Origin of the sequence: Dyadobacter chenhuakuii, from assembly GCF_023821985.2 — a bacterium.
GTDB classification, from domain to species: domain Bacteria; phylum Bacteroidota; class Bacteroidia; order Cytophagales; family Spirosomataceae; genus Dyadobacter; species Dyadobacter chenhuakuii.
In genome coordinates this window covers 2,338,155-2,352,492 of record NZ_CP098805.1, presented here as the reverse complement: position 1 = coordinate 2,352,492, position 14,338 = coordinate 2,338,155, and the positions used below count along the sequence as shown (strand labels likewise).

At 47.7% G+C, this 14,338-nt stretch carries 9 protein-coding genes; 2 read left to right on the top strand and 7 right to left on the bottom strand.

The genetic code is table 11. The features are described from left to right. Nucleotides 1–2: 2 nt before the first annotated feature. The 4 genes from NFI80_RS09725 to NFI80_RS09710 form a co-directional block, all read right to left on the bottom strand. Entirely contained in the window at nucleotides 3–2,261 is a 2,259-nt protein-coding gene (locus NFI80_RS09725) for a xanthine dehydrogenase family protein molybdopterin-binding subunit (RefSeq protein ID WP_235163185.1), read from the bottom strand. Continuing rightward, nucleotides 2,258–3,253, bottom strand: coding sequence for an FAD binding domain-containing protein (locus tag NFI80_RS09720; RefSeq protein WP_235163186.1), 996 nt, complete (start codon nucleotides 3,251–3,253; stop codon nucleotides 2,258–2,260). Before NFI80_RS09720 ends, NFI80_RS09725 begins: the two co-directional genes overlap by 4 nt. Next, complete coding sequence (locus NFI80_RS09715) at nucleotides 3,250–3,774, bottom strand: (2Fe-2S)-binding protein (protein ID WP_235163187.1); 525 nt, start codon at nucleotides 3,772–3,774, stop codon at nucleotides 3,250–3,252. Before NFI80_RS09715 ends, NFI80_RS09720 begins: the two co-directional genes overlap by 4 nt. Nucleotides 3,775–3,905: 131 nt before the next feature. Beyond that, complete coding sequence (locus tag NFI80_RS09710) at nucleotides 3,906–5,156, bottom strand: styrene monooxygenase/indole monooxygenase family protein (protein ID WP_235163188.1); 1,251 nt, start codon at nucleotides 5,154–5,156, stop codon at nucleotides 3,906–3,908. Between the two features lie 193 nt (nucleotides 5,157–5,349). Here NFI80_RS09710 and NFI80_RS09705 point away from each other — a divergent pair, with 193 nt between their 5' ends. Beyond that, nucleotides 5,350–10,944, top strand: coding sequence for a hybrid sensor histidine kinase/response regulator (locus tag NFI80_RS09705; protein ID WP_235163189.1), 5,595 nt, complete (start codon nucleotides 5,350–5,352; stop codon nucleotides 10,942–10,944). Between the two features lie 19 nt (nucleotides 10,945–10,963). Here NFI80_RS09705 and NFI80_RS09700 read toward each other — a convergent pair whose 3' ends face one another. Together NFI80_RS09700 and NFI80_RS09695 are read right to left on the bottom strand one after the other, a co-directional pair. After that, complete coding sequence (locus tag NFI80_RS09700; RefSeq protein WP_235163190.1) at nucleotides 10,964–11,281, bottom strand: Hpt domain-containing protein; 318 nt, start codon at nucleotides 11,279–11,281, stop codon at nucleotides 10,964–10,966. Between the two features lie 3 nt (nucleotides 11,282–11,284). Continuing rightward, entirely contained in the window at nucleotides 11,285–11,977 is a 693-nt protein-coding gene (locus NFI80_RS09695; protein ID WP_235163191.1) for a response regulator transcription factor, read from the bottom strand. A 261-nt stretch (nucleotides 11,978–12,238) separates the two neighbouring features. Between NFI80_RS09695 and NFI80_RS09690 the strand changes: the two genes are divergently transcribed. Beyond that, complete coding sequence (locus NFI80_RS09690) at nucleotides 12,239–13,651, top strand: mandelate racemase/muconate lactonizing enzyme family protein (RefSeq protein ID WP_235163192.1); 1,413 nt, start codon at nucleotides 12,239–12,241, stop codon at nucleotides 13,649–13,651. 2 nt (nucleotides 13,652–13,653) lie between these two features. On the opposite strand, the gene NFI80_RS09685 is transcribed toward NFI80_RS09690, so the two are convergent. Continuing rightward, the gene (locus tag NFI80_RS09685; RefSeq protein ID WP_235163193.1) at nucleotides 13,654–13,956 is read right to left on the bottom strand and encodes a hypothetical protein; all 303 of its coding nucleotides are present in this window, start codon (nucleotides 13,954–13,956) and stop codon (nucleotides 13,654–13,656) included. Between the last annotated feature and the right edge of the window lie 382 nt (nucleotides 13,957–14,338).

The window sequence follows — 14,338 nt, the reverse complement described above, 5'->3', positions numbered from 1 at the left end:
TTTTAAACCGATATCTGATTGTGATCGTCTTCTGCGATTTGAAGCACTTTGTCCATAGTGATAGGCAGGTTTCTGACGCGTACACCGGTTGCATGGAACACGGCATTGGCAATGGCTCCCGCCACTCCGATAATCCCAATCTCCCCCACGCCTTTGATACCCAATGGATTCACAATGTCGTCCTTCTCTTCCACGAAGATCACTTCGATATCGTTAATGTCCTTATTTACCGGCACGTGGTATTCGGACAGATTGTGGTTCATAAACCGCCCGTACTGGTGATCCATCTTGCTTTCTTCCTCCAATGCCTTGCTAATTCCCCAAACAACGCCGCCCAGGATTTGACTTCTTGCCGTTTTCGGATTGAGGATCTTTCCCGCCGCGACCGCGCATACGACGCGTGTCACACGGACGATCCCGAGATCTTCATCCACTTTCACCTCCGCAAAAACTGCCGCGTGCGAATTAAAAGTGTACTTCATTTTGTTGATCGGGTTTGGGCCGCTGGTTGAGGTTTCCTCAATGCTGTTAACGCCCGCAAGCCGCATCAGGTCAACAATTGATATCGACTTCGAGCTGTCATTTGGTTCCGACAACATTCCCGAATCAAACGAAATGCCCTTCTGGTCAGCATTATAGAAAGGGGAGCCTTTGGTTTTGACAGCCATTTTTGCCAGCTTCTTTCGCACATCTTCACATACGCCTTTCACGGCTGCGCCCACGGAAGCTGCCGTCCATGAACCACCCTCCAGCGGCGCAAGCGGCATATTGGTATCTCCCAGTTTGAATGTAACATCTTCGATTTTCAGGCCTAAACTTTCTGCCGCAATCTGCGTCATAATGGTGTAAGTGCCGGTTCCAATGTCCGAAGTTCCGCTGCTTACCACCAGCTTTCCGTCAATGGATAGTAAGGCTTTTGCCCGGCAAGGCATCTGGAATGCATCCCAGGCAGCAGTAGCCACTCCCCAGCCGATCAGCTGGTTTCCTTCCCGCATTGAGCGCGGTTCGAGGTTTCTTTTGGTCCATCCGAATTTTTCTGCACCTTCCCGATAACATGCGATCAGCTCCTTGCTGGAAAATGGTTTTCCTTCAGTCTGGTCCTCATCCGCATAATTTTTGAGTCGGAAAATCAACGGGTCCATTTTCAGTTCATATGCCAATTCATCCATTGCACTTTCCATCGCATGCGCACCCGTAACAGCGCCCGGCGCACGCATATCTACAGGCGTATACATATCCAGCCCCACCAGATCATATTTCAATTTGACATGATCACAATTATACATTGTCCCAGACCAGTTTACGATGATCTCTGTATAGTTCTCAAACCTGGAAGTTTCAGAGTATGCTTCGTGCGTAATGGATTCTAATGTGCCATCCGCAGACGCACTAAGGGCAACATTCTGCATAGTAACCGGCCTGTGCCCGAATGTGAACATCTGTTGGCGCGTCAACCCCACTTTAACAGGTCTTTTTAATTCAAGCGCAGCAAGCACAGCCATAAAAAGCTGGTATTGAGGCCTTAGTCCGGATCCGAAAGCGCCGCCAACGTAGGGAGAAATAATCCGTACATCCTTATACGCCAGGCCGAATACATTACCAATGTAAAACTGGCAATTGGAAACCCCCTGCGTTTTATCATAAACAGTCAGCTTTTCATTTTCCCAGATGGCCGTGGTTGAAAACAGCTCCATAGGGTTATGATGCTCTGCTCCGTGCTGGTAAGAACCGGACATCTTGAATTCCGCCTGCTCATATGCTTCTTCTGCATTACCACGCGATTTGGGCTGAACAAAACCTATTTTCCCGGACGGCGCCTTGTATGCATTTTCGAGGTTTTGGATCAGATCGGTCGTAAATCCTTCTTCCTGATATTCCACTTTCACCAATGAGGACGCATATCTCGCCAACTCGAAAGTTTCAGCCACGACTAATGCGATAGGCTGACCACTGTAAATGATCTTATCGTCGTGCAAAGGCCGGAACGGAGAGCCGGTAGGCGCATCCATATCCTTATATTTAATGCTAAACCAAGGCAGGCCGGAAACATTCTCATGTGTGAAAACCTGCAAAACGCCTTTCAGCGACATGGCCTGCGAAGTGTCAATGTTCAGGATTTTTCCTTTTGCAATGCCGCTGGATACAATGTAGCCATACAGCATGCCTTCCACTTTAAAGTCGGCTGAATATCTGGCACTGCCCGTAACCTTCGCCAGTCCGTCCACCCGGCTGACGGGCTTTCCTATATATTGCGTTTTCATAGATTTTCTCCTGTTTTGAGCGCCTCATTCAAAGCACGTACGATTGCTCTTTTGGCCAATTCGATTTTGAAAGTGTTACCACCAAAACCAATTGCACCTGTGAGCATGGTTTCGGCCAGTTCCTGGAAATTCTCCGTAGAAGCCGTTTTTCCAATATAACTTTCCTCTACATCCCTGCGCCGCCAGGGCTTATGCGCAACGCCGCCCATCGCAACCCGGATATCCTTGATCACATCCCCGTCCAGATCCAGAGCCGCTGCTACGGAAACCAGTGCGAATGCATAGGACTGCCTGTCGCGGACTTTCAGATAAAAAACGTTTTTGGTAAAATTGCTCGGAGGAAGGTCAATGGACGTAACCAGTTCTCCGGGAGAAACATTGGTATCCAAATGTGGTGAATTGCCGGGTAACCGATGGAAATCAGCAAATTCTAATGTTCTGTCGCCATTAGGGCCAGCAATATTCACCTTCGCATCCAGTGCCGCAAGCGCCACGCACATATCCGAAGGATGCGTGGCAATGCATTGCATGCTCGTTCCCAGAATGGCGTGAATGCGGTTGATGCCGTTGATTGCTGAACAACCCGAGCCAGGCTCTCGCTTGTTGCAGGCAGTGGCCGTGTCATAAAAATAATAGCAGCGGGTTCGTTGGAAAAGGTTGCCGCCATTGGTAGCCATATTACGCAACTGCGGCGACGCACCGGCCAGAATAGCCTTGGAAAGCAGGGGATAGCGTTGCTCCACGAGTTCATTCCATGCTGTGTCGGCGTTGGTAACGAGTGCACCGAGCCGTAATCCGCCGTCCTCATGCTCAGTGATGTTAGCCAGGTCAAGCCGGTTAATGTCCGTCAAATGATCCGGTTTCATCACATTTTCTTTCATCAGGTCCAGCAAATTGGTGCCGCCTGCGATGAACTTGCCCTGTTCATGAACTTGAATGTCCGCCACAGCTTCTGCGACGTCATAGGCTTTGTTGTATGAAAAACTGTTCATGCCATTTTCGATTTAACATCCATAATGGCTGCATTAATGTTGTTATAAGCACCGCAACGGCATATATTGCCGCTCATGAGTTCCTGCACATCTTCCAAAGAATCAGCCCGGCCCTCATTGAGCATTCCCACCGCAGAACAGATTTGTCCCGGCGTACAGTAACCGCACTGGAAAGCGTCGTGCTCTATAAATGCGTCTTGCAAAGGATGGTTGACAGTGCCGTCCGAAAGCCCTTCAATGGTTGTGATCGCCTCGCCGTCTTTCATTACAGCAAGTGTAAGGCAGGAGTTAATGCGTTTGCCGTTAATGAGCACCGTGCAGGCGCCGCATTGGCCATGATCGCATCCCTTTTTGGTCCCGGTAAGACCGGCGTATTCCCTGATTGCATCGAGAAGACTGACCCAAGGTTGCAATTTGAGTTTGAAAAACTGGCCGTTGATAGTTAAATTAACTAATTCATATTCAGGCAATTCTTGCTTTTTCTGGATTGGTGAATCCAAAACCGTTGCGTCATTTTTCATACATGCAAATGGTGAATAGTTGTTGATTATGCCTGGATGCGTAAAAAACTATTCCTCCATGAAAGCATGCTTAAACGGGCATAAATATGGGGGTTATGGGAAACGTAGTCCCGTAATCCCGGGCGTGGGTTTTAAGCGACCGATTCCAGCGACGCCGTTTTACTGGAAATATATTTACGCGCTTCGTCCGCATCATCGAGCCATGGAAAAAGGCTTGGCGGATGGTTGAAGCCATTTATAAAATCAGAAGCGATTTCCGAATTTTGACTGGCCGCAGCCAGAATATCGAATGCATGTGGTGACGGGGGAGACAAGAATATATCGCAGAACCGGTTCACATGTTTGGAATATTCCCAGAAATCGTCAAAAGTCTGGTTCATCCATGCCACATCAAATGGCTTATCCCCGCGTGCAATGATTGCTTTTGCATAAGCATTGGCCATTTTGGTCGCATTATTGCCGCCTTGCCCAACGATCGGATCATTCAGGATAACCGTGTCGCCGATTCCGAGGACGGCAGCCGTTGAATTGAGTTGCACAACCGGCTTGCGCACAACGGGTGCGAACGAGCCTTTCAGGAAAGCATCATCGCGGATAATTTCAGCATTGGCAAAGGCTTCGTAACGCCACGGAAGCACCTCGCGGATCATTTTCTTGGCTTTTTCCAGTTGCTCGCTACCAGATTTTACGTCGTCAAAAACATCCATAGGACCTCCCGGAACGCTTTCTACCAGCATGAATGAGCATTGAATGTCGTCCTTTTGATAAAACGGGGCTGTAATGATCTCGCCAGCTCCCATAACCGCGTCCAATGTAATGGAAGTGAACTTGGTTTTGCCGGGATGTTCGAAGTTATTAATGTGTAATTGCAGCAGTTTGCGGGCAGGTTTATCTCTTGTGGATTTGGCCTCGTCGCGCTGGAAAAGCTTGGCGAGCGGCCCCTTGCCGGAAGAAACCACAACGAGATCGAATTGCTCCGTACAAGCCAGCAGGTCCGATGGCGTCGTGTCGCTGACGATGAACTTGCCGCCGTTTCTTTCAAAAAGTTTGATCCACTGATAGAATTTCAAGCGCTGATCGATAGACACGCCCGGTTTGCTGGTTTTGGAGTTGATACTCAATGCCAGATTGCCGTCAGGCATTCCGAAATTGATGTTAAAGCCCGTCGAATGATAGGCTGTGTCACTCCAAAGGTCAAGCCCAAGCTCCTTTTCAAGCTGCAAAGTGTCGTTGAATAAATATGTAGCGCCCGTTGGCGGGCCATTGAAGATCTCTCCTGCCGATCTTTCCGAAATGATGGTCACGTCGTAACCACTTTTCAAAAGGCGGATTGCCAGATGCAAACCTGATTGCCCGGCACCCATGATCGCGATTTTTCTCATTGTATAGAAGGTTAGTTCATTTTGATGTTACAAATCTACCCTCCGTCACCACTTCATAATCTAAGCAAAAATTAAAAAGTATAAAAAATTATAAAAATCCGCATGTCGCTGTTTCAGTTCATAAACGGGGATACTACTTTTATTAAGTGCAGTGATAATGTGGGGTTTGTATTAAAACAAAAGACTTATACGCATGATATCCATTCCTGGTTACGAGATCGTCAGTGAAATTTACAAAGGCACATCGCATGCACTATATAAAGCGGTGCGGACAGTGGATTCGAGCCCGGTAACATTGAAAGTCGCCACGTTCCAGGAAACTTCGGATCCGATCTTTGGGGCCTTTGAAAGGGAATTCAGCACGAGTTATCAGCGTTTTTTTAATTCTGTTTTAAAATATACTCAAAAAACAAGATTTGAAAACAAGCTGATCCTGGAAATGGAGCCGTTTGACGGCCTGGCGCTGGAACATTGGCTTGCACGGCAACGGCCTTTAAGCCAGCGTATTGAAATATGCATTGCACTTGTGAAGACGCTGGAAGAGTTGCATTACGCCAATATCATTCACTGTGACCTCCAACCTGCGCATTTCCTGATTAAGCCGGAAACGTTGGAAATCAAATTAACCAACCTTAGTCCCAAGAGCGAAACGGAATTGGAATATATGTCGCCCGAGCAGTCGGGGCGGATGAATATCAAGGAGGATTATCGGTCTGACTACTATGCGCTTGGCGTCGCCTTCTACCGGATTTTCACGGGCAGGTTGCCATTTGCACATTCGGATCCCAATGAGCTGGTGCATTCACACATTGCCAAACAACCTATATTGCCTTCCGTCATCGATCCCGAAATCCCGGCCGTTGTTTCGGAACTGGTCATGCGCCTGCTGGAAAAGAAGCCGGAAGCCAGATATCAGACCACGAAAGGCATTCGCCATGACCTCAAAGCGAGCCTGGATTTTTGTCCTTCGGGCCGGGCCACGCCGTTCCAGGCCCGCCGATTCGATACACCCGGCCGGTTTGAAATCCCGGGGCGGTTGTATGGGAGAGAGCCTGAGATCCAAAACGTGCTGAATGCATTCCAACGAGCATTTTCGAAAAATGAAATGGTGCTGGTGTATGGAAATTCCGGAATAGGGAAGTCCTCGCTGGTGGCGGAAGTGCAGGATATACTCACGTGCCGGGGAGCACTTTTTGCAACTGGAAAATTTGAACAATATGTTGAAAATATTCCGTTTGAAGCGGTTATTGAGGCCTTTGATCAGCTGATCACTCAGATTTCTGCCGTCGATCCCGAAGCGCTCCGCGGCTGGAAATGTGACATTATGCAGGCAGTGGGCGCTTACGGGCAAGTGATTGTGGACGTGATTCCAAAGCTTGAATTTATCATCGGCAAGCAGGCTGATGTTCCGCCGCTTGCCCCGGTAGAAGCGCAAAACCGGTTCATTAATGTCTTCACGAATTTCATCAATGTCTTTACCAAAAAAGAACATCCGCTGGTCATTTTCCTCGACGATCTGCAATGGGCCGACGCCTCAAGCCTGCGGTTCCTGAGTCGCGTGATGGGTTCGGTGGAGGGTAAATATCTCTTTATAATCGGTTCCTACCGGGACAATGAAGTGCCTGTGAACCATCCGCTTGCCGTTACGATCAGGGAAATGGAAGAAGCCGGTGCCAACTTCCGACAGCTGGGCCTTTTTCCATTGACCACAGGACAAATTTCATCGCTGATTTCTGATACATTTTCCTGCCCGCGGCACATTGCCGATACACTCGCAGAACCTATTTCCAGCCGGACCCTTGGTAATCCCTTTTTTATCAATGAAACACTCAGATCATTGTATAAGGATGGGCTGATCCATTTTGACCAGCAAGACAGAAAGTGGCTGTGGGATGCGCAGTCTATCATTGATTATGCCGATTCTGGCTCATCGCAAGAATTACTGACCAACAAGATCAACCGGCTCTCTGAGCATGCTAAACAGGCGTTGACCTGCGCCGCATGCATTGGAAAAGAGTTTAATCTCGAAATGCTTTCGGCGCTGAATGATAAAACGCCGCAGGAAACGGGAGAGGATCTGAAAGAGGCCATTACCGAAAACCTGGTGCTGGTCTCCATGGAAAAGCCAAAAACGGATCGGGACAGATATCTTTTCAAAACGCGTTATACTTTCGTCCACGACCAGGTGCAGCAAGCTGCATACGCATTGCTATCCGACGGGCGAAAACAGGAACTGCACCTTGATATCGGCTATTTTATGCTGGAAAGATTGTCTCCGCATGAAATAGACAACCAATTGTTCAGCATTGTAAACCATCTCAACTTCGGTGCGGAAATAATTGATTCGGACAGCCAGAAGTACAGGATTGCACAACTTAATTTTGATGCGGGTAAAAAAGCCAAAATCTCGGCCGCTTATTCCGTTGCATTGGAATATTTCAGAACAGGAATGCGCTTTTTGAGTGAAAAGGATTGGAATGACCAGGAAATGCTGCTCAGGAATTTACATACCGAATATGCAGAATGTGCTTACCTGACAGGCGACATTGCAGCCACTGAAAGGCTTACCGCGACACTGCTTGAACACGCAAAATCTGTGGAAGAGCGCATGAATGCAAGCCAGCTCCGCATTCAGGCACTGATCTTCTCAAAAAATCTGGATGGTGCGATCCGGCTTTCGCTTACAGTTCTGGCCGAATTAGGGATAAAATTCCCGTCCGTTCCCAACAATTTTCACATTCTGACCGCCTATGCCAAATCGAAGTGGCATATGCGGGGAATGGCGATTGAAGATCTGGCAAATCTTCCCCAGATGCAGGATAACCGGATGCTGGCAGCCATGCGCATCCTGCAAAATATTACGGCCATTGCTTTTGTCAGAATCCCGCTGTTATACCCGCTTATGGTGCTGAAAATGGTCGGCATGTCGGTCAGATACGGAAATGCGCCAGAATCTGCATTGACTTACATTACATATGGGGCCATCGTGAATGCGATCGAGACCCGGAACCCGGCGTGTTACAGGTTTGGAAAAACGGGTTTGAAGCTGCTGGAAGGCGTTTCAAACATTGCTATCAAGGAACGGACGATGCTTGTTTTCAACATTGTAAGCAGGTCTTCCGGCGAACACATCAGCCACTCCCTTGAACCGCTGAAACGTGCATTCAAGGTAGGGATAGAGTTAGGTGACATTGAGTATTGCGCCTATGCATCAAGCACTTACAGTTTCTTTTTGCTGCTTTCGGGCAAAAACCTGAATTGGGTTAAAGATGAAATGATCCAGTTCAACCATTTGCCCAAGTCCATTTCTATCGACCATATTTCCAACCAAAATGAACCGCTGATCCAGATCGTCTCCAATCTTTTGGGAGAAAATACTGATCCTACTTTGTTGAGCGGGGATTACTTCAACGAAGGGAATAATTATTCCAACATTTTGACCCTGAGTGACAGGACACGCATTTTTGCCTGCTTTTTATACAAAATGATCCTTTGTTACCTGACCCGGGATCACGACAAAGGATTAGCCCATGCGGAAAAGGCCCTTATTTATAGCCAGAATGTGAAAGGTTTACTCTTCCAGCCGCTATTCTGTTACTATTATGCATTGCTGAATTACGCTGTCGCAGGCAATAAGTCCTCGGCGGTAACACACAGAATTACAGGCAATAGATATAAAAAAATGCTTGAAAAATGGGCGCAGCAGGTGCCCGTCAATTTTCAGCACCGGTATACACTCGTGCAGGCCGAACATGCGCGCGTAAATGGGAAGAGTGAGCAAGCCGCGGTTTTGTATGATACGGCTGTAAGGCTTAGCAAAGAGAATGATTATTCTCAGGATGAGGCGCTTGCCAATGAGCTTTGCGGGAACTTCTGGATGGAAAAATCGCAGCCCCGCATTGGCTTGGTTTACATTCAGTCCGCGATTGAATGTTACCAAAAATGGGGCTGTGATATCAAGGTAAGGCAGTTGAAGGAGCAATTCGGCGAGCAGCTGCGCTTGTCTCCCGACCTGTCCGAGCATGGCCAGCCAGCTAAGACAGCGGGCGGCAGCATTGGTTCTTCCTTGGATATTTCTACATTAATGAAAGCCTCGACGGCCATTTCCAGCGAAGTGGTTTTTGCGCGGCTGATGGAAAAGCTGATGAAATTTGCTATCGAAAATGCGGGTGCACAATCCGGGTTTTTCATTCTGGACTGGGGCGGGAAGTTGTATATTGAAGCAAGCCAGTCGGTTTCTAATGATAAAAGTGATATACGGCAGATCCCGCTGGACGGTTCCGGATTGGTGCCGGAAAGCATTATTGAGCATGTTTTCAAGACTAAAACCGATGTGATCCTCAATGATGCCAAGTCTGACGAGCAATTCAGTCAGGATAGCATTATATCCGGAAACGACATCCGCTCTGTGCTCTGCATTCCGGCCATGAACCAGGGAAAGATCGTGGGCGTGCTTTATCTCGAAAACAACCTCACCACCGGCGCATTTACGCATGAGCGCACTGAACTGCTTAAACTGCTTTCTGGCCAGATCGCCGTTTCCATCGAAAACTCGATTTTATACGAAAACCTGGAAAAAAAGGTGGCTGTCCGGACGACAGAAATCCAGGTTCAGAAGGAGGAAATAGAGCGGCAAAAGATGCTTGTGGAGGAGAAATCCAAGTTTAAAGAGCAATTCTTTGCAAACATGAGCCACGAGATCCGCACGCCCATGACGGCCATCATTGGTATGTCAGAGCTGATCTTCGACACGCCGCTTAGCCCCCGACAGCTTGAATATGCCAAAGGAATCCGCTATTCGTCGGAGAATTTGCTGGCGATTATCAATGATATTCTGGATTATTCAAAAATCGAGGCAGGCAAGTTTTCATTCGTTCAAAAACCCTTTCATATACGCGACCGGATGAACCGTTTGGGATATATTTTAAAGGTTATTGCGGAGGAAAAAGGCATTGGCCTGGACATTTCGGTGGCAGAAGATGTCAGCGATCAGTTGGTCGGCGACCCGCTGAGGCTTCACCAGATCCTGCTCAACCTGGCTGGTAATGCTGTGAAATTCACTGATTTTGGGTCGGTTAAGATTGAGGTAAAGCGCATATCGGCTGCCAGGGGAATAGAAGAGTTGCTTTTTACAGTCAAAGACACAGGCATAGGCATCGCGAAAGAGAAATTGCAATACATTTTTGAAACATTCACGCGCCTGGACGAAGACCTGAACAGCAAGCAAACGGGAACAGGATTAGGCCTGTTTATCGCGAAGCGGCTTGTGGAAGAGCAAGGTGGAGAAATGACCGTTTCCAGCCAGGTCCAGCAAGGCACCGAGTTCTCTTTTAACCTGTCATTTGAAGTTTGCGGCAGCAGTGAAGCCGATGATAATGAGGACCGCGATGACGGCGTTTCTCTTTCCGGAACGAGAATACTTTTGGTAGAGGATAACCTTTTCAATCAGGTAGTGGCCGAGGAAACATTGAAAAAATTGATCCCTGACGTGCAGATCGTCATTGCCGATAATGGCCAGATTGCGCTTCAGAAGTTACAGGAACACACATTTGACATTGTGCTCATGGACGTAAAAATGCCCGTTATGGACGGGTATCAGGCCACACGGGCGATCAGGGAAGGGGAGAAGGGCCGCCGAATCCCGATCCTTGCATTTACTTCAAACGCCAATCCGGCCGAAGCCCAGAAATGCAAAGAAGCCGGGATGGACGATTATATCACTAAGCCCATTGAAGCGAAAAAGTTGAAGGCAAGGATCAGGAGGTTGTTGGCGGGGGAAGTTGTTTGAATGAACGGGCAATGATCCCTTATTGTAGCTCTTTTTCAGAAAGAATTCGGAATTCTTTATGGAAGTGTTCCAGTAAGGGTTTCAGCTGGGTTTTATCGCCGTTGTCCACTTCGAACTCCATGATCTTCATTTGCTCTGATAAGTCGGTTAGTCCCAGATAGGCATACTGGGTTTTGAGACTGTGGACCAGATTGGAGAAGTTTTCCCAGTCTTCATTAGCGAGTGCTTCCTGGATTTCTTCGATCTGCTTCGGTGCTTGTTCGCGAAAGATCCGGACGAAGTTGCTGACCAGCCTTTCGTCTCCGTTCATGAGGTCGCGTAAAAAAGTAAGATCCATTTGCTATAACTTGCTGATCAGTTTGTAACCTTCCCCATGCAAATTCAGGATTTCGACCTTGGAATCTTCTTTGAGAAACTTTCGGATCTTGCTTACATATACGTTGAGACTATAACCGCGAAACGCCTCTTCGTCTCCCCAAATCCCAAACATCGCCACTTCGCGGGTAAGGACCTTGTTTTCGTGCTCGCAAAGCATTTTCAGTAATTTGGATTCAATAGAAGTCAGCTTAATAACTTTATCCATCACCGCCAATTCGCGCAAGCCGGCATCAAAGCTCGAACATCCGATGTTGAATTGATCAATCACCTGTACTTTTTCATGGATTTTGACCCGCTTCAAAATGGCTCGTATGCGCAGATAAAGCTCTTCCATACTGAAAGGCTTGGTCAGATAATCGTCCGCGCCTATCGTCAGGCCCTTGATTTTATCTTCTTTCAGCGACTGGCCCGTGAGGAAAATAATCGGGATAGTCTCGTTCATTTCCTTGATTTCGGCAGCGAGCGTAAATCCATCCTTTTTGGGCATTTTCACATCCAGAACGCATAGGTCAAAAGGTTTTTGCTTAAATGCGTCCATGCCGGCCATGCCGTCGTGTTTGAGAGTGACCTTGCAGCCCCGCATTTCCAGGTATTCTTTTGTCAGCTCGCTATATTGTACTTCGTCATCAATCAAAAGCAAGTGCACGTCGTTCATACATTACATTTTTTGTAAAGAGCATTGAGTAATAAGTTCAGTTGGTTTTACTAAGCTGCAATCATTAATAAAAACGCAGCGAGAGGAGGATTAAGGTCAAATATACTGGTTTCCATTTTTAGATAGGAAAACCGGAACAATCCATTGCAAAAAACTTAGGCAACGGAAAAAACATGTGAATAATCCGGGAAACATGGCCCTGTCAGGGTAGTTGTGCATTTCTGAGTCCTTTGAATAAACTGTCTGTAAAAGGTAATTTCCATGTTCTTAAAAAACGATGAAAACATTTCCCGGCGCGACTTCATCAACCGGGCAGGCGTCATCGCGGCGGCCGGCATGCTGGCGCCGGAAATCACAAGCGCATCTACGCATCTTCCTAAACCCATGAAAACGATACGGATCAAAAACGTTAATTCCAACTTTGAAAGAGAGCCGCTGAACCCGTACAGGTTTAAGGGAAGCGCTATCACAGACAGCTGGCAGGCAATTTCCCTGCTGGAGTCCGAATCCGGGACCAGGAAAATTGGGATTGGCACACAGGGCGTGTTATGGTCTGATTCCAAGGTCTTTGCGGGACATTCTGAAAGCGCCGGCAATGCTTTGATGTATGCCATGACGGAACGGTCTCTGCAAATGATCAAAGGCACGACATTCTCAGATCCGGTAAAATTGCTGGACGACATCCTGCCGGAGGTTCTGGCTTACGGAAAAAAGATCACGGGCAACCCTGACCTGCGTAAAACGTTTGCACTCAATGCATTGGTAAGTGTTGACAATGCTGCATGGCTTTTATATGCCAAAGAAAACAACATTGATCAATTCGATAAGCTTATTCCCGCGGCATACCAGCCCGGCTTGCCACACAGGCACGAAAAAGTGGCGAGTATTCCGTCTTTCAGTGTAGGGACTTCGGCGGAGCGGATCAAGCAGGCAGCCGATGAAGGTTATTTTATCATGAAATTGAAAACCGGCTCAGCGGGAACGCAACAGGAAATGATCGAGAAGGACATTGCCTTCCTGAGCGCGGTACACAAGGCAATCGGACATTACGAAACGCCCTACACCCAGAATGGCAAGATCCCGTATTATTTTGATGCAAACGGGCGATATGAGAAAAAAGAAACATTGCTCCGTTTCCTGGATCATGCGCGAAAGATCGGTGCATTCGACCAGATTGCGGTGATCGAAGAGCCGTTTGAAGAGCGTAACGAGGCTTTTGTGGGTGATATGGGCGTACGCGTAGCCGCCGACGAAAGTGCGCACACCGTGGAGGATGCAGCGCACCGGATCGAATTGGGTTACAGTGCTATTGCCGTCAAAGCGATTGCTAAAACGCTGAGCATGACCATGAAAATCACGCAACTCGCCTACGAAAAAAAGGTGCCCTGCTTCTGCGCCGACCTGACAGTTAATCCGATTCTGGTAGACTGGAACAAGAATGTTGCGGCAAGGTTGCAGCCATTTCCAGGCATGACCGTTGGTTTACAGGAGACGAATGGTCATCAGTATTACAAAAACTGGGAGAAATTAATGACCTATCATCCCAAAAAAGACGGTTCCTGGGTCCGCACACAAAAAGGTGTTTACCTCACCGACGCAACATTCTATGCTGAAAGCGGAGGCATACTCACGCCATCGCCACACTACGAAGAGATGTTTGAGACAGCGCAATGAATTTAAAGCGTAACAATCTGAGGCTCTGTCAATGATCCGTTTGTAAGATCTGAAATCCGGCTGCCGATCTTGAAAGAGAAATTTCTCTGGCCAGCCGCGCATTTTCCTGTCGGACTGTAAGCCACGAGCTTATGGGCAATCTCGTCGTATTCATATTTACAATTCGGCACAGTTTCTGTTGGTACAGCCTTCGCTTCCAAGGCTTCCTGGGGCAAGGGCTTTTGGCAAATGCTGAGACAAATGGCCGTAATGGTTCCACCGACCAGCGCGGTGCTGAGGATAACAGTAGAAAATTTCAGGTTCATGGCTAAGAATATTGAGGAACAATGCATTTAACTTCACGACAAATTAGCCCAGCAATCCGCATAATTGAGATTGAAGTTGTGCAATATGTGCTATCCGCCATCCGGATTGCAATTTCCTGTGTCTGAAATGTAATTAGGGGTTATGCCAGTTTGGCAAGAAATGCCCTGATGTTCCCCTTGAAATTTCTGTCCGGCTATTGTTTGTTTGGCTGCCAAACAGTATTATATTTGTTTAAAATACACACTATGCAGTTATTCAGTTTGAGAATGCACTTGGCTGCGCTTAGGCAGTTACTGAGGGACAGATCCGAGGAGATGACGGAAGATCAGAGATTGGAAATCTGGAGTAAGATTGAGGCCTTGCAGGATTTGATTGAGAAGT